Origin of the sequence: Streptomyces sp. NPDC058279 (assembly GCF_042881255.1) — a bacterium.
GTDB lineage: Bacteria > Actinomycetota > Actinomycetes > Streptomycetales > Streptomycetaceae > Streptomyces.
This window is the reverse complement of sequence record NZ_JBHVYA010000005.1, coordinates 83,560-107,541: the sequence shown is the minus strand read 5'-3', so window position 1 is coordinate 107,541 and position 23,982 is coordinate 83,560. Positions and strand designations below refer to the sequence as shown.

At 72.0% G+C, this 23,982-nt stretch carries 20 protein-coding genes; 1 reads left to right on the top strand and 19 read right to left on the bottom strand.

Going from position 1 to position 23,982, the window contains the following annotated elements; all coding sequences use genetic code 11:
- Positions 1-26: 26 nt before the first annotated feature.
- Positions 27-437 (top strand): hypothetical protein, encoded by a 411-nt coding sequence (locus ACFVXJ_RS12370; RefSeq protein ID WP_389661663.1) that lies wholly within the window; start codon positions 27-29, stop codon positions 435-437.
- Positions 438-466: 29 nt separating this feature from the next.
- Here ACFVXJ_RS12370 and ACFVXJ_RS12365 read toward each other — a convergent pair whose 3' ends face one another.
- From ACFVXJ_RS12365 to ACFVXJ_RS12275, 19 genes are all read right to left on the bottom strand, one after another.
- On the bottom strand, positions 467-2,473 hold the full coding sequence (locus tag ACFVXJ_RS12365) for a prolyl oligopeptidase family protein (RefSeq protein WP_389661662.1): 2,007 nt from the start codon (positions 2,471-2,473) through the stop codon (positions 467-469).
- Positions 2,474-2,548: 75 nt separating this feature from the next.
- The gene (locus ACFVXJ_RS12360; RefSeq protein WP_389661661.1) at positions 2,549-3,742 is read right to left on the bottom strand and encodes a hypothetical protein; all 1,194 of its coding nucleotides are present in this window, start codon (positions 3,740-3,742) and stop codon (positions 2,549-2,551) included.
- Positions 3,739-4,788 (bottom strand): aspartate-semialdehyde dehydrogenase, encoded by a 1,050-nt coding sequence (locus tag ACFVXJ_RS12355; RefSeq protein WP_389661660.1) that lies wholly within the window; start codon positions 4,786-4,788, stop codon positions 3,739-3,741. Before ACFVXJ_RS12355 ends, ACFVXJ_RS12360 begins: the two co-directional genes overlap by 4 nt.
- A gap of 47 nt (positions 4,789-4,835) precedes the next feature.
- A complete protein-coding gene (locus tag ACFVXJ_RS12350) occupies positions 4,836-5,795 on the bottom strand; it encodes a GlxA family transcriptional regulator (RefSeq protein ID WP_389661659.1) in 960 nt (319 codons plus the stop codon).
- A gap of 143 nt (positions 5,796-5,938) precedes the next feature.
- Positions 5,939-6,400 (bottom strand): response regulator transcription factor, encoded by a 462-nt coding sequence (locus tag ACFVXJ_RS12345; protein ID WP_389661658.1) that lies wholly within the window; start codon positions 6,398-6,400, stop codon positions 5,939-5,941.
- Positions 6,401-6,493: 93 nt separating this feature from the next.
- A complete protein-coding gene (locus ACFVXJ_RS12340) occupies positions 6,494-7,951 on the bottom strand; it encodes an aldehyde dehydrogenase family protein (protein ID WP_389661657.1) in 1,458 nt (485 codons plus the stop codon).
- Between the two features lie 43 nt (positions 7,952-7,994).
- On the bottom strand, positions 7,995-9,305 hold the full coding sequence (locus ACFVXJ_RS12335) for a hydroxyacid-oxoacid transhydrogenase (protein ID WP_389661656.1): 1,311 nt from the start codon (positions 9,303-9,305) through the stop codon (positions 7,995-7,997).
- A gap of 212 nt (positions 9,306-9,517) precedes the next feature.
- Entirely contained in the window at positions 9,518-10,756 is a 1,239-nt protein-coding gene (locus ACFVXJ_RS12330) for an ATP-grasp domain-containing protein (protein WP_389661655.1), read from the bottom strand.
- Positions 10,757-10,793: 37 nt separating this feature from the next.
- Complete coding sequence (locus ACFVXJ_RS12325) at positions 10,794-12,158, bottom strand: MDR family MFS transporter (RefSeq protein WP_389661654.1); 1,365 nt, start codon at positions 12,156-12,158, stop codon at positions 10,794-10,796.
- Positions 12,159-12,237: 79 nt separating this feature from the next.
- Positions 12,238-13,344 (bottom strand): M14 family metallopeptidase, encoded by a 1,107-nt coding sequence (locus ACFVXJ_RS12320; RefSeq protein ID WP_389661653.1) that lies wholly within the window; start codon positions 13,342-13,344, stop codon positions 12,238-12,240.
- A gap of 99 nt (positions 13,345-13,443) precedes the next feature.
- Positions 13,444-14,211 carry a hypothetical protein gene (locus ACFVXJ_RS12315; RefSeq protein ID WP_389661652.1) on the bottom strand — a complete coding sequence of 256 codons (768 nt, stop codon included), beginning with the start codon at positions 14,209-14,211 and terminating at the stop codon, positions 13,444-13,446.
- Between the two features lie 12 nt (positions 14,212-14,223).
- Positions 14,224-14,952, bottom strand: a complete 729-nt coding sequence (locus ACFVXJ_RS12310) for a hypothetical protein (protein WP_389661651.1) — start codon at positions 14,950-14,952, stop codon at positions 14,224-14,226.
- A 22-nt stretch (positions 14,953-14,974) separates the two neighbouring features.
- Positions 14,975-16,063, bottom strand: a complete 1,089-nt coding sequence (locus ACFVXJ_RS12305; protein WP_389661650.1) for a hypothetical protein — start codon at positions 16,061-16,063, stop codon at positions 14,975-14,977.
- Between the two features lie 182 nt (positions 16,064-16,245).
- Positions 16,246-17,343 (bottom strand): hypothetical protein, encoded by a 1,098-nt coding sequence (locus tag ACFVXJ_RS12300; protein WP_389661649.1) that lies wholly within the window; start codon positions 17,341-17,343, stop codon positions 16,246-16,248.
- A gap of 193 nt (positions 17,344-17,536) precedes the next feature.
- Positions 17,537-18,538 carry a TIGR03842 family LLM class F420-dependent oxidoreductase gene (locus ACFVXJ_RS12295; RefSeq protein WP_389661648.1) on the bottom strand — a complete coding sequence of 334 codons (1,002 nt, stop codon included), beginning with the start codon at positions 18,536-18,538 and terminating at the stop codon, positions 17,537-17,539.
- 9 nt (positions 18,539-18,547) lie between these two features.
- Complete coding sequence (gene hydA / locus ACFVXJ_RS12290; protein WP_389661647.1) at positions 18,548-19,948, bottom strand: dihydropyrimidinase; 1,401 nt, start codon at positions 19,946-19,948, stop codon at positions 18,548-18,550.
- Positions 19,949-19,962: 14 nt separating this feature from the next.
- Positions 19,963-21,261 carry an aspartate aminotransferase family protein gene (locus ACFVXJ_RS12285; RefSeq protein WP_389661646.1) on the bottom strand — a complete coding sequence of 433 codons (1,299 nt, stop codon included), beginning with the start codon at positions 21,259-21,261 and terminating at the stop codon, positions 19,963-19,965.
- Positions 21,258-22,100: a nitrilase-related carbon-nitrogen hydrolase gene (locus ACFVXJ_RS12280; RefSeq protein ID WP_389661645.1), complete on the bottom strand. Its 843-nt coding sequence runs from the start codon at positions 22,098-22,100 to the stop codon at positions 21,258-21,260. The genes ACFVXJ_RS12285 and ACFVXJ_RS12280 overlap by 4 nt, the downstream gene beginning before the upstream one ends.
- A gap of 167 nt (positions 22,101-22,267) precedes the next feature.
- Positions 22,268-23,938, bottom strand: coding sequence for a hypothetical protein (locus tag ACFVXJ_RS12275; RefSeq protein ID WP_389661644.1), 1,671 nt, complete (start codon positions 23,936-23,938; stop codon positions 22,268-22,270).
- Positions 23,939-23,982 lie beyond the last annotated feature (44 nt).

The following is a 23,982-nucleotide window of genomic DNA, read 5'->3' as shown; positions in this document are numbered from 1 at the left end:
TCGCCGCCGGGAGGCACCCTGACCTGGTGATCGTATTCCGTTGCGGGGTCTGTCGTACCCGGCTCTCCGCCCCCGTGCGGGAGGTCGCGCTGCCGCCCGAGGACGAGGCGCCGCTGCCGTTCCGGCAGCCGGACGGCGAGGACTGCCCGCCCCGGCTCGCCCCGGGCACCTTCGCCTACGACCTGTCCTTCCGGCAGCGGCCCGGGGCCCGGGTGGGCCCGCTCGGCCCGGTGCTCGCCCCGGTGGACGTACGCGGTGTCGTGCCCCTGCCCCACCGGCGCCACGGCTGCTGCGGCCCGAGCGGCTCGCACGGCCCGAACCTGGCCTGTGCGGGATGCGGCGCGGAGGTGGCCGTCGAGACGGCCGACTGCTACACGCCGCAGCAGGTCGCGTTGGACCCCGCGTCGACGGTGGCCGAGCCGCAGCCCGGGGAGTGACTCGGCCGGCCGGCGGCGGCCGGCCGCGCTCAGCCGAGGTGCTGCCAGAGGAAGGTGTGGGCGAGGGCGTGGTGGAAGGCGGCCTGCCCGTTGTCGGTGGCTCCGCCGTGGCCGCCGCCGGTGTTCTCGTAGAAGAGCACCCGGTGTCCGAGTTCGCGCAGCCGGGCGGCCGTCTTGCGGGCATGGGCCGGGTGGACGCGGTCGTCGCGGGTGGACGTCATCAGCAGCAGCGGCGGGTACGGGCGGCCGGCGGCCAGCCGGTGGTAGGGGGAGATCGCCCGCAGGTGCGGGCGGTCGGCCGCGTCGTCGGGGTCGCCGTACTCGCCGGTCCATGAGGCGCCCGCGAGCAGCTTGTGGAAGCGGAGCATGTCCAGCAGGGGGACCTTGGCGACGATCGCGCCGAACAGCTCGGGGTAGCGGGTGAGCATGGCTCCCATCAGGAGGCCGCCGTTGCTGGCGCCGACGGCCCCGAGCCGTTCGGGGGTGGTCAGGCCCCGGTCGACCAGGTCGCGGGCGACGGCGGCGAAGTCCTCGAACGCGCGGGGCCGGCCGGCGCCGAGGGCGGCCCGGTGCCAGCCCGGCCCGTACTCGGCGCCGCCCCGGATGTTGGCCACGGCGTAGGTGCCGCCGCGGGCGAGCCAGGCGCGGCCGGTGACCGGGTCGTAGGAGGGCGTCTGCAGGTCCCGGAAGCCCCCGTAGCCGTACAGCAGCACCGGGCGGGGGCCGGGCGCGGTGTCGGGACCGACGACGAAGTAGGGCACCCGGGTGCCGTCCGCCGAGGTGGCGAAGTACTGCCGGGCCGCCATTGCGGTGCTGTCGAAGTGGGCGGGCGCCTGCTTGAGGGTCTCGGTGTCGCCGCCGATCTCGCCCCGGTAGAGGGTGGACGGCCGCAGGAAGGAGGCGACGTCGAGGAAGAACTCGTCGGAGGCGTCGGGGTCCGTGTCGGTGATGCCCGCCGACGACAGCGGCGCCACCTCCGCGAGCGGTCGGCGCGCCCACTCCCGGCCGGGGCCGGGAGTGAGGACCTCGATCCGGGTCGCGACGTCGGCCAGGGTCTCCAGGATGAGGTGGTGGCGGGTGCAACTGTGCCCGGCAAGGGCGGTGCGCCCGTCCGGGACGAACAGCACGGAGGCGGTGCGGTCACCGGCCAGGAACGCCTCGAAGTCGAAGGCGAGGAGGGAGCCGGCCGGGTGCCCCAGCCACGGGGACTCGGGGGTGACGACGAGCCACCGCTTCCAGGCGTACTTGCCGGCGTCGTCGGGTACGTCGAGGCGTACCGGCGTGCCGTCGTCGCGCAGCAGGAACAGCTCGTGGTGCCAGAAGTCCCGGGTCCTGGAGAAGAAGTCCCGCTCGAAGCCCGGCGTCGGGTCCCGCCACCCGGAGGCGGCCACGTCGCCCGCCGCGACCTCGAAGACGACCTCGGCGTCGGCCAGGGCGGTGCCGCGGCGCCACCGGCGTACGGTGCGCGGGTAGCCGGCGTCGGTGAGGGACCCCGGGCCGGTGTCGGTACCGACGTACACGTGGTCGGCGTCGATCCAGCCGATCGCGGTCTTCGCCTCCCCGACCGCGAAGCCGTCGGGGACGAACGTCCGCGTGCCGAGGTCGAACTCCCGCACGACGACCGCGTCCGACCCCTCCCGGGACAGGCTCACGAGCGCCCGACCCCAGTCCGGCCGGCGCACCCGCGCCCCGGCCCACACCCACTCGACGCCCTCCGCGGCGCCGAGCGCGTCGACGTCCAGGAGCGGCTCCCACTCGGGGGTGTCCTTGCGGTACTGCTCCAGCGTCGTACGCCGCCACACCCCCTTGGGGTGCGCCGCGTCCTGCCAGAAGTCGTAGAGGAACGCGCCCCGGCGGGCGGTGTAGGGAATCCGGTCGGAGGCGTCGAGGACCTCCCGCACCTCCCGCCGCAGCGCGTCGAAGCCGGGTCCGCCGGCCAACGCGCCGAGCGTCTCCGCGTTCCGCTCCGCCACCCAGTCGAGCGCGTCCGCGCCCTCGATGTCCTCAAGCCACAGGTACGAGTCGTCATCCGTCACGTCGACCGATTGTCCTCGCCCCCGGTCCCCGCGGCCGCACACCGGCACGGGCCCGGGCACCGGTTCGGCGGCCGGTCAACGCCCGTCGTCGGCCGGCACCGGGGCCGGTGGGGGGACGAGCAGGACGTCGCTGTGCGGGGAGCGGGGCTTGGGCCGCGCCGGGGCGGCCGGGGCGGGGGTGCTCGGCTGGTCCGGGTAGAGCCGGTCGTGACACCGGCGGGCCTCGGCGTCGGCGTCGGTCCGGGACACCAGGACGTGTTCGGCCCGGCCGTCCGCGCGCACCGTCGTGATCAGGCACAGGTCGTCGTGGCGCCGCGCGGCCGCCAGGTGGTGCGCCGCCCCCCGGACGCCGGCCGGCACCACCAGGTAGGTGCCGCTCGCCGAGTCGAACTCCGTGCCGCGCAGACCCTCCGCCGCCAGCGCCCGCGCCGCCGCCCGTCGCTCCCGGGCGGAGCGGAAGCGCCAGACGTCGCTGTTCTTGTGCGCGACGACCGCGGCCGCCTCGGGCCCCTCCCCCACCACCGTCCCGTCGCCGGCCGCGGCGGTCCACGGGAAGGGTCGGCAGTGCAGCCGCACGTCCCCGCGCTCCGCCCAGTCCACGGCGCTCTCGTGGACGACCTTGGCGCCGTGGCGCGACATCCGCCGTACCCCCTCGTAGCTGATCCGCGGGAGCGTCCGGGCGGTTGGCACCAGATGGGGGTCCGCGGTGCACACTCCGGGCACGTCGGAGAACAGGACGCAGGCGTCGGCGCCGAGCGCCGCGGCCATCGCCGCCGCCGAGAGGTCGGAGCTGTTGCGGCCCAGCATGACCGTGCCGCCGGCCGCGTCGACGGCCTGCCCGCCCGGTACGACGAGGACCGGGCAGTCGTCCAGAGCCGACCGCGGCACCTCGGGATCGGCCCGGACCAACCTCGCCCGATCGGCGGGTCCTTCGCCCAGCAGCCCGGTGCCGGCGGCGGACAGCGCCAGCGCGCGCACGCCCCCCGCGTCGAGCGCGGCCGCGAGCAGGGCCACGCTCACCGTCTCGCCGCTGGTCAGCAGCATGGCGGCGGCCGGTGGGGGCGGGTCGGCGGCGACGACATCGAGGGTCTGCTGGAGCCTGCCCGTGGTACCGGACATCGCGCTCACCACCACGACCACCGGGCGCTCCTCCTCGGCGACCCGTCGGGCCGTGTAGCGGGCGACCCGCGTGTAGCCCGCCAGGTCCGCGAAGGCGGATCCGCCGAACTTCAGTACCAGCGGCGGCCGGTCCGGCCTGCCGGCGCTCACTTCAACCACCCCTGTTCCAGGGCGAGTTCCACGATCTGCAGGGCGTTGAGGGCCGCACCCACCCACAGGTTGTCGGCGACGACCCACATCGCCACGGCCCGCGGGTCCTCCGGTTCGACCCGGACACGGCCGACGTGCACCAACGCCCGGTCCTCGGGCCGGGCGAAGACCGAACGGGGCGTGGGGTACGAGGGGCTGTCCGCCCGGGTGTGGACGCGGAGCCCCGGCGTGACCGCGAGGGCCTTCTCCACGGCCCCGGTGGTGACCGGCTCGCGCACCCTGACGTGCACGGCCTCGGAATGGCAGTGGAAGACCGGCACCCGCACCGCCGTGGCGCTCACCCGCAGCTCGGGCAGGCCGAGTATCTTGCGCGGCTCGCGGACGAGCTTGCGTTCCTCGTGGGTGAGCCCCCAGTCGTCCTGGAGACCGATCTCGGGTATGAGGTCGAAGGGCAGCGGCTGCCCGAACCGCCCGCCCGGCTCGCCCCGGGCCCCCGGGTCGTCCAGTACCTCGCGCGAGCCTCGGGCCAGTTCCGCCAACCCGCGCAGGCCCCCTCCCGACGCCGCCTGGTAGGTCGCCACCACGACGCTGTCCAGCGTGGCGAGTTCGTGCAGGGGTGCGAGCGCCCGGACCAGTTGGATGGTCGAGCAGTTCGGGTTCGCCACGAGGTGGGAGGCCGGTCGGTCCGCGAGGGCGCCGGGGTTGACCTGCGGTACGACGAGCGGGACGTCCGGTCGCATCCGGAACGCCGAACTGTTGTCGACGACGAGTACGCCGGCCGCGGCCAGGCGTTCCGCCTCCCGGTTGCTCACGTCCACGCCCGCGCAGAAGACGGCGACGTCCACGGCCCGCGGGTCGAGGTCCTCGACGGTGACCACCGGGGCCATGGGCAGGGACAGCGCGAGCTCGGCGCGCAGGTCCCGGCCGACGCTGCGCGCCGAGCCGACCGGTAGCACCCGTTCCACCGGCACGATCCCGCTGTCCAGCAGGGTCAGGCACTCCCTGCCCACGGCGCCGGTGGCCCCGATGATCGCGATGCGCGGCATTCCCGTCCTCCTGTCCGAGCCCGGACGGACCGCCCGGGGTGGGTCTGTCAGGTGAGAGAGCCCCGGAACGCGCGGCGATAGGCGTTCGGGGTGGTGCGGAGGGAGCGCACGAACTGGTGGCGCAGGGCCGCCGCGTTGGGGAACCCCGTACGGGCGGCCACCGTCTCCATCGTCTCGTCCGTGTTCTCCAGGAGCCGCTGGGCGCTCAGCACCCGCTGCGCCAGCAGCCAGCGGTACGGGGTGGTGCCGGTCTCCATGCGGAAGCGGCGGGCGAAGGTGCGCGGTGACATGCACGCCAGCGCCGAGAGCTGTTCGACGCTGATCTCCTGGTCCAGGTGCTGCTCGGCCCAGGTCAGTACGGAGCGCACCCCGTCCTCGCGGTACTCCGCCACCGGCCTTTCGATGTACTGCGCCTGCCCGCCGTCCCGGTGCGGGGGCACGACCATGCGCCGGGCGATGGCGTTGGCGACGTCGCTGCCCTGGAGCTTGCGCACCAGGTGGAGGGCGGCGTCGATCCCCGCGGAGGTGCCGGCCGAGGTGAAGACCGGGTCCTCGTCGACGTACAGCACACCCGGCTCGACGTCCGCCTTCGGATAGCGCGCGGCGAGCGCGTCGGCGTACCGCCAGTGCGTGGTGCAGCGGCGCCCGTCGAGCAGGCCGGCGGCCCCCAGGACGAACGCGCCGACGCAGACGCTGAGCACCCGGGCCCCGCGCGCCACGGCCTGGCGCAGGGCTTCCAGCAGGTCCGGCGGGAAGTCCCTGGTGTGGAAGTCGTCGCCCACGGGGATGGCGATGAGGTCCGCGTCCGCGAGCCGGTCGAGGCCGTAGGGCGTGCTGATGGTGAAGCCGGGGACCGCTCGCACGGAGGCGGACTCCGCGGCGACGAGCGCGAAGTCGTAGGCGGGCAGCCCCTCCTCCTGCCGGTCGATGCCGAACACTTCGCACACGACGCCCAGCTCGAAGGGGTGGACGTTGTCGAGTAGCACTGCGGCTACGTTCTTCAGCATGGATCCAATGTGGCAGGGATTCGTGGTGTTCTGACAGTCCCCGCACTGTCAGCCGGCCAAAAGCTCCCGCACACTGACGGAATGGGACCGGAAGTGTTCCGGAGTTGTTCACCCGGGTCCCGGGAGGGAGCCGCCGCATCGCGTCACTCGCCGATGGAGACGATACCGCCGCGAATTCCCATGACGACGGCCTGTGTGCGGTCGGAGGCGCCCACTTTCGAAAAGACGGCGGATAAATGATTCCGTACGGTCTTCTCGGATATCCCGAGCGAGCTCGCCACGCGCCGGTTCGACTTGCCCTGGGAGACGAGGACCAGGATCTCGCGCTCGCGCGCCGTCAGCAGGGAGAGCGGCTCCCGGGACGTCGCGGGGGTGGGTGGAGGTGACGGGAGGGCCTCCGCCCGCCGCTCGTCCCCGGTGTCGGTGCGCAGGCCCTCGATCATCTGCTCCTGGGCCTCAAGGGCGTCCTGCACCTCGCCGAGGGCCCGGTGCATCCGGTCGACCGCCTCGGCGAGATCGGCTACCGGCCGCGGTGGCGCACCGCACAATTCGCAGCACCTCTTGCCGCTCAACTCCATCGTTCGCCTCTGCGCAACACGTGCCATCAGGTGCACTCCCTCAATGCGGATGTGATAACCGAACCGCTCTTTTCGGTGAGTTCCACTATGTTTTCGGATGGATGCCGAGGGCCGGACGGGTCATACGGGGAGCCGCGTGTGGATGGCCACCGTCTTGCACCGCGTGTATTCCCGCAGCGCCTCCAGTCCCTTCTCCACACCGATGCCCGAGCGCTTGTAACCCCCGAACGGGAGCTCCACGCCACCGGCCGCGCTGTAGTTGTTCACGAACACCTGCCCCACGCGCAGCCGCTGGGCGAGCCAGTGGGCGGTGGTCACGTCGGACGTCCAGACCCCGGCGGCGAGCCCGTAGCTGGTGTGCTCCGCGAGCTCGACCGCCTCGTCGAGGGTGTCGAAGACCGAAACACAGAGGACCGGACCGAAGATCTCCTCGTTGAACACCCGGTGCCGAGGTGTCACGTGGTCCAGGATCGTGGGTTCCACGTAGAACCCGCCGGCGTACAGCTCGCCCTCGGGCACCGCGCCGCCGGCGCGGACCACGCCGCCCCGGCCCTCCTCGGTGAGATAGCCGAGCACCCGGTCGCGCTGGGTGGCGGAGATCAGCGGTCCCATGTCGGGATCGCCGGCTCCCGGGCCGATGCGCAGGGCGCGGAAGGCCGCCGCGAGGGCCGCGACCAACTCCTCGTGCACGGACCGGTGGACGAGCAGCCGGCTGCCGGCCGAGCAGTTCTGCCCCGCGTGCTCGGTGACGGAGTCGACGATCAGTGGTACCGCTCGCGCGGCGTCGTAGTCGGGAAGGACGATGTGCGGCGACTTGCCGCCGAGTTCCAAGGTGACCGGCACGATGTTCTTCGCCGCCGCCGACATCACGGCCTCGCCGATCTCCCGCGAGCCGGTGAAGGCGAGTCGGTCCACGTCGGGATGGGCCGCCAGGGCCGCGCCCGCCTCCTCCCCGTAGCCCGGCACCACGTTCAGCGCTCCCGCCGGGAGCCCCGCTTCCAAGACGATCTCCGCCAGGCGGAGCGAGGTCAACGGCGCGTCCTCGGCCGGCTTGAGGACACAGCAGTTTCCGGCCGCCAGGGCGGGTGCGACGGTCCTGGCGGCGATCTGCAGGGGGTAGTTCCACGGGATGATGTGCCCGCACACCCCGTACGGCTCCCGCAGGGTGAAGGCGAACCGGTCCGGCTGGTGCAGGATCGTTTCACCGCCCAGTGCCTCCACGGCCCCGGCGTAGAAGTCGAAGTAGCGTGCGGCGACGTCGGCGTCGACCAGCGACTGACGGAGCGGCTTGCCGGTGTCCCGGGTCTCCAGGGCGGCGAGTTCCGGGCGTGCGGCGCGGATCGCCGCGGCGATCCGACGGCAGACCCCGGACCGCTCCGCCACCGCGGCGAAGCGCCAGAGGGACTCGTACGTGGACCGGGCCGCGTCCACGGCGTCGGCGACCTCGGCCTCGCCGCAACGGGCCACTCGCGCGAACGGACGGCCGTCGGACGGATCGAGGACGTCGATCCACCCCACCGCGGGCACCTTCTTTCCCGCGATGACGGCCGGGTACTCGGGTAAGACTGCGTCGCTCACGGGGGCATCAAGCTCCTTGCGTGGGGAACCGCGGCACTCGTCGTCAGCCGTTCATCGAACCGTCGAGGATTCTGCGCAGGTCGCGAGAGGCGACATCGCGCGGGCAGCACACCAGCAGGCGCTGCTGCTTGAGGGCGCCGTCGACAAGTGCAGGCAAATCCTTGCCGGAATAGCCGAAGGACGCAAGGCCGCCCGGACCGCCCGTATCCGCCACCAGCTGTCGCAAAGTGGCCGGAAGCACCTCCGCGCCGTGTGCCGTCGAGACGCCGCCCAGATTCGCACCGAGCAACTCGGCCGCGCGCAGATGACGCTCCGGTGAGGTCGGATAGGTGAATTCGAATGCCGCCGGGGCGGTGGACACCACGGCGGCCCCGTGCGGCACCATCGGATGATCGACCGCATACCCCTCGGGCCGGTGGTCCCGGACCAGACCGGCTATCGGATAGGCGCAGGCGTGCGGAATATGGGTGCCGGCGTTTCCGAATCCCATTCCGGCATAGCTCGCCGCCTGGCTCATTCCTGTGCGGGCTTCCAGGTCGTCCGGATTGAGTACGGCCCGTCTGAGGTAGCGGCCGACCAGCCTCAGGGCCTGCTCCACCCACACGTCGCTGATCGGGTTGGCGCCGACGTACAACGGCCGGTCCGCGGGGGTGCGGTAGGGGGGCCGCCGGTCGTAGGGGCGGGCGGTGTACGACTCGCAGGCGTGCGTGAGCACGTCGTACCCGGAGGAAGCGGTGACCGCCGGGGGCAGCGTGAGGGTGTTGGCGGGGTCGATCAGCGCCAGGGAGGGCAGCAGCCGCAGATCGCTGATGCCCGTCTTCACGTTCAGGCCCGAGACGCCGAGGGCGACCATGGCGGTGCACTCGCTGCCGCTGCCGGCCGTGGTGGGCACCGCGACCAGCGGCTTCAGGGGACCGGGGATCCTGGCTCCGGCGCCGATCGGCGCGTTCAGGTAGTCGCGCACCGACCGGCCGGGGTAGGTGAGGAGCAGGTTGAGCATCTTGGCCGTGTCGATCGAGCTGCCCCCGCCCAGGCCGACGTAGCCGTCCACCCGCAGGGAGGCCAGTTCGCGGGCGGCCCGGGCGCAGCTCTCGTCGGTGGGCTCCACCTCGGCCCGGTCGAAGACCGAGACCGCGATCCCCTCCTGCTCGATGAGCTTGGCGACCCTGGCCGGCAGGCCGAGGCCGGCCAGTACGCGGTCGGTCACCAGCAGGACCGACCGGACGCCGGCCCGGCGCAGCTCGTAACCGATCTCCCGGGTGGCCCCGACACCGAATTTCAGCGGTGGGGCCTGCCAGCCGATGATTCTTTCCTGCTCGGGCGAATTCTCACCGACCCACGCAACCGGCTCCACCGTCTACCTCTCCCTCTCGATCGACCGACCCTCTTGATCATCCGGCAACGTTACTTTGCATATGCGTAGCGAATTTGATCGGGTGAAGGTCACACTAGTCGGGCGATTTCGCCCTCACCATAGGACTCCCGTCCCATACGGAAAAGGACGGGGTGTCCGAATCGCCACCCCGTCCCCGTCTCGTTTTCCATCCCGCCCGGGCCGCCCCACACTCAGGCGGATGTCACGACGAGGCGTGCCTCGATCTCCTTTACGCGGGCCGTGTCCGCGTCAACGGATTCCTGACTCGGGCCGCCGAGAATCACCCAGCCCAGACTGGTGAACAGGTCCTCCGTGCACGGCACCCGCTCGCCGTCGCGGTAGGGCAGGCCCAGCCGGTGGAAGGTGGGCAGTTCACGGACCGCGTCCAGGACCCCGACGTTGCGCAGGATCCCCTCGCGCGGGCTGGACAGCCACACCACGCGCACGGGCCGCACGATCTCGTACCCGGGGGTGAACGTACCGTCCAGGTGGTGGCGGACCGTGCGGTCGATCTGGCAGTCCCCGGTGGCCAGCCGCGCCGACCACTGCAGACAGCTTCCGGCCAGCCGCGCCGCCGTCTCGATCAGCCGCGGCCCGTCGGCCGTCAGCATGACCTCGGTGTGCGTACAGCCGTTGCGGACGCCCACCGCCTCGGCCACCTGCCGGGTGTACTCGCCCAGCAGCGTCGCGATCGGGTCCTGGGGGGCCAGGTAGTCGACCGCGTCGTAGATGCCGATCCGGTCGTTCTTGGCCGACTTGCTGTAACGGCTGACGGAGACCAGACCGAAGTTCCCGTCGACGGAGTACGTGTCGACGATGTACTCCGTCCCCTCCGCGAACTCCTGTACCAGCACGGTGTCGTTGCGGATGTCGAACCGGTTGACCGAGCCGAGGAGACGGTCGAAGTAGGGTCGCCAGTCCTCCCCCGCACCGACCTTGTGCACGTCGTCCGTCCCGCCGCTGCGCCGGGGCTTGAGCACCAGCGGCCGGCCGTCGAGCCCGCTGTCCCGGATCCACGCGGCGACTTCGTCCGGGTCGGCGGTGGCGATCTGGCGCAGGTGCGGGATGCCGGCGGCCGCGACCGCCGCACCCATGGGCCATTTGTCCCGGCGGGCCTCGGACAGGTCGAACACGTTGCCCGTGCCCGGCATCAGTTCCTCGATCAGCGCGTCGACCAGCATCACCGCGGACTCGTTGCCCGGGACGATCGCGACCGGGTCGTAGCCCTTCACCGTCCGGACCAGCTCCTGGAAGTCCCCGTCGTGGTGGTGCGTCCGGAAGAAGGCGTCCGGATTCCACGTCCGCCGGTAGGAGTTCAGCGGACCCGGCGTACTCAGTACGGCCACCGGTTCGACGTCTCGTGCGCGGAAGGCGTTCGCGTACTCGGCCGCGCCGGAGTACGGGTCGACGAGGATCGCGTAGCGGGGCATTGGTTTCCTCCAAAGTAGTGCGGGGGCGCCGCGTGCCTCACGTGGCGACGGTGGTCTCGGCGCCGAGGTCCTCGGCGGACCCCCCGCCGCTGTCCGGACCCGTTCGCGGCGGCGTGCGGTCGGCGGCGCCGGCGGGGCGCACGCCCAGCCAGGCCGCGCCCACCGCGAGCAGGCCGAGGGCCCCGCACCCGAGCCACAGGCCGTCTCCGAACCGGTTCCAGAGCATGACGCCGAGGAACGGACCCACCGCGGTACCGAGTCCGTACAGGGAGTTCGACGCGCCCAGGTAGCGGCCGCGCAGCTCCGGCGGGCCGGCCTGGGCCGGGTAGGCGAAGAAGAGGGTCGGATAGCCCACGATCTCGCCGAGCGACCAGACGAGGGTCGCGATCACCAGCGCCGTGATGCCCCAGGGCAGTGCGTACAGGCTCATCCCGATGCCGGTGAGGGCCACCCCGGCGATCACCGCGATCCTGGCCGGCCAGCGCTGCACCACCTTGGCGATCAGCAGCTCGCAGGTGATGACGAGGGCGCCGTTGAGCGCGACCATCGCCGCGTACACGCCGGTGTTCAGCCCGAGGTGCTTGACCGTCAGCGGGAGGGTCGACACGTACTGGATGTAGATCACGGAGCTCACGAACATCGCGAGCAGGAACAACAGGTAGCGGCCGTCCGTCAGCACCGCGCGGTAGCTCGGTTTGCGGCCCGGGGCGCCGGCTCCCGGGGCGTCCGTCGTGCCCCCGTGCCCGGCCGCCTCAGCCGACCGGTCGCGGGGCAGCGTCACCCCGGCCACCGTCGCGAAGACCAGGATCGCCGCGGCCTCGCCCCAGAACAGGAAGTCCCACGACACCTGGACCAGGGCCGCGCCCAGCAGCGGGGCCGCCGTCGTGCCGAGGTTGATCGCCAGCCGGACCATGGCGAAGATCATGACTTGGCGTTCGGCGGGGATGAGCTGGCTGATCATGCTGGTGGACGCGGGACGGTACGCCTGGCTCAGCGCGCCGCCGACACCGATGATCGCCAGGATCGCCGGATAGCTGTCCAGGTAGAGGACCGCGGGGAGCAGCACCGCCGAGCTGACCAGGGTCGACATGATGGTCAGCCGGGGACCGACCCGGTCGGACATCCAGCCGCCGGTCAGCACGCCCAGTACGGTCCCCGCGCCGTAGACGCCGAGGGCGAGACCGGCCTCGGTGGCGGAGAACCCGCGCTGCGTCATGTACAGGACCATGAAGATCTGGATGAACCCGCCGAGTCTGTTCACCGCGGTGCCGACGAGCAGGGACTTCACCGCTGTCGGTGACTCCCGCCAGACCGTCTTGACGCCGACGTGCACGGGTTTCGCCTCCGGCCCCGGCTCCGGCTCGGTCTCGTCCACCGCGGGGGGAGAATCGCTGCTTGCCATGGGAATCACTCTGCGGCGGGGCGGGCGGGCGCGACAGTGGCCGGACTGACGTCCGTCCATGAATTCCTGCCACGTACCCTCACCAGGCGTCTCCCGGCTTCGCGTCGGCGAGTCCGGCGAGCGCCTGGCCGAAGACCTCGCGTGCCCGTCGGGTGACCTGCCCGCGCCACGTCGCGTCGTCCGCCGGGCAGAACGCCGCGCGCATGAGTTGCTTGAGCTCGGAGCGGACCGCTTCGGCGGGGGCGTGGTGCCGGTGCAGCCAGGCGTCCGCGCACAGCGCGACCAGCACTTCCGGGCCCGGCCGGGTGCCGAACTCCAGGGTGATGGCGGTCAGCCGCCCGGTGGGCCCCAGGCCGTCGGCGACCGCGCTCGCGGTGTTGCCCACGATGGGCGTGGATGAGGAGGTGCCCAGCTCGGAGGCGGTGAGCGCGTCCCCGTACCAGCGCCGGGCGCGCTGGTACGCGTCGGCGTCCCGGCCGCCGCGGAAGATGGGCTCGCCGACCCCGCGCTCACCGAGCCCGGTGTGCAGGTCGATGTAGGCGACGTGCGCGGCGCCGGCGATCTGCCCGGCGACGACGGCTTCGAACACCCGACGGGACCAGGTGGGCCGCGAGCCGCCGTAGAACAGGCCGTCGGCGTGCCGGTACTGGCCCCGGGTCACGGCCTCCTGGAGGGTCTCGGGGCCGAGCCGGTCGCGAAGGGCCGTCAGGTTCGCCACCGACTCGTGCGGGGAGAAGGCGGCGGGCTCGGCCGGCACCAGGGTGGCGTGGACGGCGTCGTAGGCGTCGTTGTGCGGCGGGGCCTCGTGGTCGACGAAGTTCCGGTTGAGGTCGACCTCGTCCTCGTTGACGCGGCGCAGGTACGCGAAGCCGTACGGATTGAGGGCGTGGACGAGCAGCACACCGGTCCCCGGCCCGGCCGCCCGCGCCAGCCCCTCGCGAAGCAGGATCCCGGTCTGGCAGGCGGAGCCGCAGAAGCCCTCGACGCCGTGCGTCCCGGAGACGGTCACCAGCAGCTTCCCGGGGGCGGCCGGGCCGACGTAGGCGGTGTCGACACAGAGGGCACCGCCGTCGGGCCCGCGGTGGCCGGGCAGGGTGTACGTCTTCAGCCGGGCGCCGGCCGCTTCGGCGGCACGCAGGAAGTCGGCGCGGGCCCGCGCGTAGTCGGCGGGAAAGGCGTCTGTCATGGCGGTCTCGCGTTCCTGGAGTGCCGATACGGGGTACGGGCTGCCGAGCCGCGGGGAGCGGGCAGCGCGCGGCGGGTGAGGGGCGGCGCCCGGCGGGGCTCAGCCGCGCCCGGAGGGCAGCGGCAGGCCCAGGGCCGTGAGGATCGCGTGCGCCCCGTCCCGCGTCGGGACGTGCAGCAGGCACAGCACCCGGTCGCCCGGGGCCGCGTGCCGCTCGAAGTACGCGTTCGCCTCGGGCACGTAGCTGGTGGGTCGTTCCCGGTAGAGATCGCGCGGCCGGCCGATGCCCCGGATGACGCCTCGGGCGGCGTCGAAGGGGGCGCCGGGCGCGAGCACCGCGGCGACCTCGGCCGCGAGCGCCGCCTGACTTCCGTCCTCGCCGGCCAGGTCCGGGTACATGTCGATGTCCGGGTGCCCGCCGAACGCCGACATCGCGCAGTGCACCACGGGGTTGTACGTCTTGAGCGCGATCACCTCGGGGAACGGGCGTCCCTCGGCCAGCAGCCGGGCGAAGTGGACCGACCAACTCTGCCCGAAGACCGGGCCGTTGCGGTACGCGTCGCCGACGAACTGGATCATGACGTGCAGGCAGGAGCGCCCCGAGGGGATCTCCGCCCAGTGGGAGGTCAGCAGGGAGACGACGCGATCGCGTTCCCGATCCACGCCCACGACGATGTAGTCGGCCTCGGTCAACATGTCACGGCGGAACGTGAACAGCTGACGGGCCTGCAGGCCGGGCATCGTCTCCACCAGGCCGTCCACGATCCACTTCTCGGTCTCGCCCGGCAGTTCCCGGCCGGGCGGCAGGGCCGTCACCTCGACTCCCCGCCGCCCCTCCCGCCGTGCGGCCCCGTCGTCGTCCGGCACGGACGTCCCCGCTCAGACGTCGGCCGAGGTGGGCAGCGGGATCTGGTCCTCCGTACGGCCGAGCACGGTGAGCTGGTGCAGCTCGACGAAGTACAGCTTCCAGAGCCAGTACACGTGGTCGAGGTGCTCGACCACCTTCTGCTCGTCCGCGTCCGTGGTGACCAGGGTGGACATCACCCGCCACACGAAGTCGTCGTGGTCGTCGTCGAGGTCGGTGTTGACGTGGGCGCGTGCACCCTTGACGTTCTCCCGGCCGAGGACGCTCTCCAGGTTGTCCAGCCATTCGGGCTGGGTGCGCGTGGTCACGTACTCCACGAAGTAGACGCTGGTGATCAGCGCGAGCGGGCTGTCCTCGAACTCCATGCCGTACTGGAGGTATCCGGTGAGCAGCTTGGTGGAGAGCATCGGCTCGGTGGAGTAGATCTGGTCCTTGGTGACGCCGACCTTGGCGAGGTCCGCGGCGAACAGCCGATCGTGCAGCATCTCGTCGTCGGTGTAGTGGGCCCACGCCTTGGCCTGCACCGGGTCGACCTTGGTGAAGTACTTGATGGCCAGCGCGTCGATGGTCCGCTTGCGGCGCAGCCGCAGGATGGTTTCGATGTTGTGGCGCTTGTAGTAGTCCAGGTTGAGCTCGGCGGCGTTCTTCTGGTGTTGGGCGAAGGGCACCGTCTCGTAGAAGTCCTTGATGAAGGTGTCGAGGATCGCGTCGACCCGCTTGCGCAGTTCGGGGTTGACCGTCATGGCTTGCTTCCCTCCTGTGGGGTCAGTGGCAGCCGCAACTCGCGCTGGACACGCGCCGCATCCGGCCGCGGCGTGCCGCTTTGCGGGCACCGAGTACGGCGGTTCCGTCCGATGTGAGCAGCGAACTGCGGGGACAAAGGAAGGCCAGGGCGAAGCGGGTGGCCGGGGTGATCCCCAGCCCGAGGTTGACCACGCCGGCCGTGGCTCCGTACACCTCGTTGGGTCCGCAGTTCGCCGGGATGACCTCTGTGGTGGTGTTGATCCCGAAGCCGAGTTCCCAGATGACGCGGTAACGCGGATCGTCGGTGAGGAGCCTGTCCAGCTCCGCGGCGGCCGGCGCGGCCCCCGGGGTCTGCGGGGTGACGCCCTCGATGCTCCCGGCGGTGACGTGGAGCGTCACGGGGTGCGAGACGAGGGGGGCGAGCGCTTCGAACAGCCGCTGCTGCTCGGGTCCGTCGGCGGGGTCCGCGTGCCGGTGGACGATGGGCAGGCCGCGCAGCGTCAGGTCCCCGTGGAGGCCGAGCAGTCGGGCGTCCGGCCGGAAGGTGGTGATCTCCGCGGCGGTCACGCTCAGTTTGCCGGACGGGAAGATCTGTTGGTCGCCGGGCTCCAGCACGCCGGCCTGCTGGTTCCAGACGCAGTCGCCGACCGTGTGGTCGAACTCGGCTTCCGTGCCGGAGGCGTCGTCGACGATCGTCAGCCGGTCGCTGTCGCCGACGAGGTCGAAGAACTCCTCCGCCACCGCCGCCTGTCGGGCGATGTCGGTCGAGGCCGCCGAACGCAGGAAGGTGCGGATGTGCTCGTCGGTGAGCGGGGTCGATCCGGCGGGCAGCACGGCCAGCTTGCGGGCTCCCAGCTCCTCCGGTGTCGGCGAGTCGAGGAAACGGCCCGGGCAGACGGCCAGGACGTGCGCGTCAGACGGGACCTTGTCGGCGATCAGGGCGCCCAGGCGTGTCCCGCGCGGCAGGGTCAGCCGGTCCACGCGGGCGTACCCGTCGCCGGGGAGCACCGAGACGGGCTCGCCGCCGTCCTCGCCCGTGATCAGACAGAACGTCTCGACGGGCTCGCCGAATTGACCGAAGTCGGTTGTGGTGGGATCCAGCGGTGACACGGGCGCACTCCCTGGTGAAACTGGTGCAACTGGTGACAGACGACGAGAACCCCGTGGCGGGGCATTCGCGTGCCCCGCCACGGGTCGGTACTCAGCCCAGGAGCGTGCCCAGGTAGTTGCGGTTCTTCTGCACCTTGATCTTCTTCATGACAGTCACCTCCTGTTGAATGGATTTCTTGTGTTCACCCCGTACGGTCCGACGGTCGAAGCCGCTGCTCCGCGGTGACGACCCTCTCCACCGTGGGGTGGTCCGGGTGGCCGATCAGCGCCAGTCCAGTGCTCGTGAGGACGCGCGTGTCGGGCGAGATGATGTCCAGGTGGTATTGCGTGTACGGGGTGAGCCCGAGGCCGTAGTGGAGGCAGCCTTCCGTGCCGCCGTACACCTCGTTCATGGCGTGGTTGCCGGGCAGGATGTCGAGGGAGGTGTTGAGGGCGTGGCCGATCTCCCACACGATCCGGTAGCGGGAGTCCACCGCGAACATCTGCTCCAGCATGTCCACGGCCGGTGCGGCCCCGGCGTCCAGCGCCTCCAGCCGCGTGATCCTGCCGTCCTCGACCGTGGCCTTGATGGCGTGGTCACGCATGGTCCAGAGCCGTGCGTGGATCCGGGCCTGGTCGGCCCGCGAGAAGGACGGGGTGCCGTTGTGCAGGATCGGGTAGCCGCGCAGCGTGATCTCGCCTTCCAGCGGGAGTTTGAGGGCCTCGTCGAACTCCCTGATCTCCACCGGCAGTACGCTGATCTCGCCCGACGGCACGATCTGCTGGTCGCCCCAATCGAGCGGGCCGGCCTGCTGGTTCCACACGAGACCGTCGCGGAGGTGGTCGAGCACGGCGCGGGTGCCGTGGACGGGGTCGGCGTACACGAGGTGCTCGGCCTCTTCGGCGAGTTCGAAGAACGTGTCGCAGAAGGCCGCCTGGTCGACCGACGAGGTGCGCTCCATGACACCGAGGAAGTGCCGGATCTCGTCGAGGGTGGTGGGCGTCGAGTTGCAGGCCATGCCCATGATCTTCCGCTGCCCCACCAGTTCGGGATCCGGGGAGGCGAAGAACCGGTGGGGTGAGACGACCAGGATGTGGGCGGGCTCCGGGATGCGCTTTTCGAGGAGGTCCTCGAACCGGTCGCCCTGGCCCATCGGAATGGTGAGGTAATTCTTGTACGCGGCGGATTCCACTATCTCGAACCGGTCCACCAGCTCGGGGTTCGTGACCAGACAGAACGTGCTTCCGGTGGCCTCGCCGAATTGGCTGAAGCGCCCGGGATCTATGGAAATCCGTGTCATGATCACTCCCGTCATGGCCTGTGCGACTTTCCCTCGCCGTGGTCACCACTGTGGCTTTCGGGAGCTACCGCGCGCCATAGGACCTTTGTCCCTGGGAAATTCGCCGACCCCGGGCGTCTCGTGTCTCCGGGAACATGAAAGGACGGTCCGCGGGGCGCCGCCCCGCGGACCGTCCTGATCCCCGAACGGATCGTCAGCTGTTGAGCACCGGAATGATGTGCTCTCCGTACGTGTCGATGACGTGCTCCCTGGCGTCGTGCATGGCGTAGACGGCGAACTGGTCGACGCCCAGGGCGCGCAGGGCGCGGAGTTTTTCGATGTGGGCCTCGACGGGGCCCAGCAGGCAGAAGCGGTCGACGATCTCGTCCGGGACGAAGTCGGTGGACGGGTTGCCGGCGCGGCCGTGGTGGCTGTAGTCGTAGCCCTCGCGGGACTTGATGTACTCGGTGAGGGCGTCCGGGACCATCGAGGAGTGTTCGCCGTAGCGGGAGACCAGGTCCGCGACGTGGTTGCCGACCATGCCGCCGAACCAGCGGCACTGGTCGCGGGCGTGGGCCAGGTCGTCGCCGACGTACGCGGGCGCCGCCACGCAGATGGTGATCGCGTCCGGGTCGCGTCCCGCCCGGGCGGCGGCCTCCCGGACCGCCTTGACCATCCACTCGGTGAGGTAGGGGTCTGCGAGCTGAAGGATGAAGCCGTCGGCCTTCTCGCCGGCCAGGGCCAGGGCCTTCGGCCCGTACGCGGCCATCCAGACGGGGAGCTTCCCGTCGCGGATCCACGGGATGCGGATGGGGTTGCCGTCCACCTCGGCCTCACGGCCCTCCGCGAGGTCGCGGATCACCTCGATGGCCTCCCCCAGCCGGGCCAGGGTGTTGGGCTTGCGCCCCGCGACCCGCATCGCGGAGTCGCCGCGCCCGATCCCGCACACCGTGCGGTTGCCGTACATGTCGTTGAGGGTGGCGAAGGTGGAGGCGGTCACCTCCCAGGTCCGGGTGCCCGGGTTGGTGACCATCGGGCCCACGTGGAGCTTCTGCGTGTTGGCGAGGATCTGGCTGTAGATGACGAACGGCTCCTGCCACAGCACGGCGGAGTCGAAGGTCCAGCCGTAGCGGAAGCCGCCCCGTTCGGCCCGTTTCATCAGGCTGATGACCTGGGAGGCGGGCGGGTCTGTTTGCAGGACGAGGCCGAAGTCCATCACGGCTCCTTACAGGTACTGGCAGGTCGAGCGGGGGACGAAGGCCCCGTGACCGGCCCGGCCGGTGTACTCCCGCCGGTCGATGACGAGTTCGCCGCGCGAGAGGACCGTGTCGACGCGTCCGGTGATCCGCTTGCCCTCGTACGCCGAGTAGTCCACGTTCATGTGGTGCGTCTCGGCGGAGATGACCTGCTCGGCCTGCGGATCGTAGAGGACGATGTCGGCGTCGGAGCCCGGCGCGATGGTGCCCTTCTGGGGGTAGAGGCCGAACATCCGGGCCGGGGTCGCGCAGGCGATCTCGATCCAGCGGCGGCGGGTGATGTGCCCGTCGAGGACGGCCTGGTGGAGGAGGTCCATCCGGTTCTCCACACCGGGCAGCCCGTTGGGGATCTTCGAGAAGTCACCGCGGCCGAGCTCCTTCTGGCCCCGGAAGCAGAACGGGCAGTGGTCCGTGGAGACCACCTGGAGGTCGTTGGTCCGCAGACCCCGCCACAGCGCCGCCTGGTGCTCGCGCGGGCGCAGCGGGGTGGAGCAGACGTACTTGGCGCCCTGGAAGTCGGGCTCCGCGAGGTTGTCGGTGGACAGGAACAGGTACTGCGGGCAGGTCTCCCCGAAGACGGGCAGGCCCTTGTCGCGGGCCGCGGCGAGTTCGGCGACCGCCTCCTCCGCCGAGACGTGGACGACGTACAGCGGGGAGCCGGCCACCCGGGCGAGCTGGATGGCGCGGTGGGTGGCCTCGGCTTCGAGGAGCACCTTGCGGACCTCGCCGTGGTGGCGGGGGTCCGTCTCACCGCGCGCCAGCGCCTGTTCGACGAGCACGTCGATCGCGATGCCGTTCTCCGCGTGCATCATGATCAGCCCGCCGTTCCCGGAGGCCCGCTGCATCGCGCGCAGGATCTGCCCGTCGTCGCTGTAGAAGACGCCCGGGTAGGCCATGAACAGCTTGAAGGAGGTGACGCCCTCGCCGACGAGGTGGTCCATCTCCTTCAGGGTGCCCTCGTTGACGTCGGAGAGGATCATGTGGAAGGCGTAGTCGATCGCGCACCGGCCGTCGGCCTTGTCGTACCAGGTGTCGAGCCCGGCGCGCAGCGAGCGGCCCACGCTCTGCACGGCGAAGTCGACGATGGTGGTGGTGCCGCCCCACGCGGCCGCCCGGGTGCCCGTCTCGAAGGTGTCCGAGGCGGCGGTGCCGCCGAAGGGCAGCTCCATGTGGGTATGGGCGTCGACACCGCCGGGAATGACGTACTTCCCGCTCGCGTCGATCGTGGTGTCCGCCGTCCAGGCGTCGGCGACCTGCGAACCGTGGGCCGCGAGGGCGACGACCCGGCCGTTCTCGATCAGGACGTCCGCGTGCAGTTCGTCGGCGGCCGTGACGACGAGTCCGCCGCGGATCAGGGTGCGGGTGCTCATGTACGTGTCCCTCGCTACTGGTCCAGGCCGCGCAGGGCCTGTTCGAGGATCTCGGCGCCCTCTTCCGCCTCCGCGACGGTGAGGGAGAGCGGCGGCGCGATGCGCAGCACGCTGGTGTTGTACCCGCCGCCCTTGCCGAGCAGCAGGCCTCCGGCGCGGGCGGCCTCCAGCACGGCGGCGGCCGCTTCGGGGTCGGCCCGGTCGGTGCCGGGCTCCGTCAGCTCCAGGGCGGCCATCAGGCCCCGGCCGCGTACCTCCCGTACCGCGGGCACGCCGGCGGTGATGGCCCGCAGCCGCTCCAGGAGCAGGCCGCCGACGCGGCGGGCGTTGCCCTGGAGGTCGTGCTCCAGCAGGTAGCCGAGGTTCGCGACGCCGGCCGCCATGGTGACCGGCGAGCCGCCGAAGGTGGAGATGGAGTTCGAGTCGAGGCAGTTCATCACCTCGGAGCGGGCCACCACCCCGCCGATGGACATGCCGTTGCCGATGCCCTTGGCGAAGGTGAGGATGTCCGGCGGGCCGTTCTGGGCGTGGGCCTGCCAGCCCCAGAAGTGCTCGCCGGTGCGACCCCAGCCGGTCTGCACCTCGTCGCTGATCCAGAGGATGCCGTGCCGGTCCAGGACCTCGCGGAACTCGCCGTAGAGGCCGTCGGGCGGGGAGGTGAACCCGCCGACGCCCTGGATGGGTTCGGCGATGAGCGCGGCCACCCCGCCGCGGGCCTGGCCCAGTACGTCTTCGAGGTCGGCGACGGCCGCCGCGGTGAAGTCGGCGTCGCCGAGGTGGGCGAAGGGGCCTCGGGTGCGGACCGCGCCGTGGACGTAGTAGGTCTGGAGCGGCGAGAGGCTGGTCGGGGACCAGCCGCGGTTGCCGGTGATGGAGACGGTGGAGAACGACCGGCCGTGATAGCTGTTGCGCATCGCCAGGATCTGGTTGGAGCGGCGGTACGTCGTCGCGAGCAGCAGGGCGGTGTCGTTGGCCTCGGTGCCGGAGGTGGTGAAGAAGACCCGGGCGTCGGGGATGCCGGAGAGCGCGGCGACCCGCTCGGCCAGCTCGACCATCGGCCGGTTCAGGTACAGGGTGGAGGAGTGGATGATCCGCCCGGCCTGTTCGGAGACGGCCTTGGTGACCTCGGGCAGGGCGTGGGCGGTCATCGTGGTGAGGATGCCGCCGAAGAAGTCCAGGTAGCGGTTGCCGTCGGCGTCCCAGACGTGGCGGCCCTCGCCGTGGGTGAGCTCGATGGGCCGCTCGTAGTAGAGGGTGAGCCAGTCCGGCAGGACGGAGTGGTGGCGACTGTGCAGGGGGATCGGGTTGCTCACGGCTGTACGAGTCCTCCGTAGGCGTCGGGGCGGCGGTCGCGGTAGAAGGCCCACTGGTCGCGGACTTCCTTGATCAGGTCGAAGTCGAGGTCGCGGACGAGGAGTTGCTCCTCCTTGTCGCTCGCGGGCTCTCCGACGAACTGGCCGCGGGGATCGACGAAGTAGCTGCTGCCGTAGAAGTCGTTGTCCCCGTACTCCTCCTGGCCGATGCGGTTGATGGCCGCGATGAAGTACTCGTTCGCGACAGCCGCGGCGGGCTGTTCCAACTGCCAGAGGTAGGCGGAGAGGCCGCGGTGGGTGGCGGACGGGTTGTAGACCAACTGGGCCCCGGCGAGACCGAGTTGGCGCCATCCCTCGGGGAAGTGCCGGTCGTAGCAGATGTAGACCCCGACCCGGCCGACCGCGGTGTCGAAGACGGGCCAGCCGAGGTTGCCCGGCCGGAAGTAGTACTTCTCCCAGAAGCCCTTGACCTGCGGGATGTGGTGCTTGCGGTACTTGCCGAGGTAACTGCCGTCGGCGTCGATGACGGCGGCGGTGTTGTAGTAGAAGCCCTCGGACTCCAGCTCGAAGACCGGGACGACGATCACCATGCCGGTCTCGCGGGCCAGGTCCCGCATCCTGCTGACGGTGGGGCCGTCGGGGACGGCCTCGGCCCAGCGGTAGTGCTCGGGGTCCTGGACCTGACAGAAGTAGGGGGCGTTGAAGACCTCCTGGAAGCCGATGATCTTCGCGCCCTCGGCGGCGGCCCGGCGGGCGTGTTCCTCGTGCTTGGCGATCATCGACTCGGTGTCTCCGGTCCAGGTGGCCTGGACCAGCGCGGCGCGGACGACTTGGGCCATGAGCTGCCTCCTCGCGACGGGACGCCGACTTCTACGCACGTAGACGGTGTCCGTAGGGACTAGAACGTAGGCCCCGTCACAGCGTGGGGCAAGAGCGCCGTGCGCTGTTGGAGTAGTCGATCACGTTAGGTCGATACGTGATCGTTTGTGATCAGGAGGCGGGCGGTTCAGGGCAGCGGGATCCCCGCGACGCGAAGGGCGTGGGACAGGTCCCGGTGTTTGCCCCCGGCGAGCGCGGAGGCCGCGCGGAGCAGGCGCGGGGCGAACCAGTGCGGGTCCCGTCGGGCCAGGCCGGCGGCCTCCTCGGCGGTGCGCAGCCGGACGAAGGCGGCGAGCAGCGCGTCGGCCTCCCGGTCGCGCCCGGCGGCGCCCAGGAGGAGGGCCGCCTCGGCGATCTCGGCGGTGGGGCGGGCGGCGCCCTGCCGCAGCAACGCGTCGCAGTCGCCGTGCCGCCCGGCCTCCCCGAGGGCGGCCGCGGCGGCGGCCAGCCGGTCGGGCGGGAGCGAGGCCACCTCCCACAGCAGGGTCGCCCAGTCCGCGCCGAGCCCGGCGCGGCCCAGCTCGGCGGCGAACTCCGGCAGCAGCGGGGCGGGCCACCCGGCGGCCTCGCAGAGCAGCGCGTGCGCCTCTCCCCCGCGCCCTTGGGCCCGCAGCCCGACAAGCCGGGCGACGGTCCGGGGCACCTCCGGCGCCGGGTCGGCGGCCCCGCCCCGGCCCGGACCCGCCGCGCCCGAACCCGCCGCGGGGTCCGAGGCCGTCGGGTCGGCGCCGGGGTGCTCGGGCGGGCCGGCCTCCGGGGGCGCGTCGGCGGGGACGAGGTGGGCGAAGCGGGCGCCACGGGGCGACGTCCCGGGCGCCCGGGGCGCCGCGTCCGGCAGCGACGGCGGCGCTTCCCCGGCCGGCGCCCCCGCGTACCGGGCACCCCCGGCGCGGCGCCCACCGCGCAGCCACCGCCCCTCGGCGCGCCCGACCGGCTCCTCGACCGGCTCCCCCACCGGCTCCCCGACCGGCTCCTCGGCCCTCGGCGCCGCCACCCGGGCCCCGCCGGACGGCCCGGCCGGCGCGTCCCCGGAGCGGGGCCCCGGCACCCCCGGCCGAGCCGGCGCGGAGTCGTACCCGGGCACCGGCACCTCGCGCGGCGGCCGCGTCCCGGCCCCGCCCATCGGCTCCGCCGGCCATGGCTCGGCCGCGTGCGTCACGGGCTCGCCCGTCGGGCCGTCGCGCCGGGGCTCCGCCGGCCCCGAGGGCGCGTCCGGCCACTGCGACACCGAGGCGGTCCCAGGGCCGCCCTCCGGCCGGAACTCCGGCGGCCGGGCCACGGGCCCTGGCGTCGGGGCCGCACGCCGGGGCGGTTCCACCGGCAGCGCCGAGAGGCGGCTCGTCAGGTCCTGGTGGCGGGCCGCCGCGCGGGCCGTGTCGTCCCGCAGCCACGACAGCTCCGCCGCGAGCGCGTCCGTCTCCGCCGCGTCCCGGGCCCCGGCCAGCCGCTCCGTGAGCCTCTCCAGGGCCGCCTCCGCCGCCGCCCGCTGCTCGGCGGCCCCGACCAGCAGCTCGCGCAGCTCCCGGGCACCACCCGGCGACCGGTCCCACGCCGCGGCGGCCGCGTCCCGCAGCCGGGCCGCGTACTCCACCTCACCCGGCCCGGCCGCCGCGTCCAGCAGCAGCGACGCCAGTACGTCCCAGGGCGGGATCGCGGCGCCGTCCAGACAGGCCCGCATCCCCTCGGGGTCCCGCCGCAGGAACTCCCCGTACCAACCCGATCCGGGATCCAGTCGGCGCGTCAACCCGCGTAAGTATTCCGCGAGTCGTCCGATCAGCAACGAAGTCGCCGTGTCCATGCCCGCATTGGACCGCACGGGTGTTACGGGCGGGCTACGGGAGT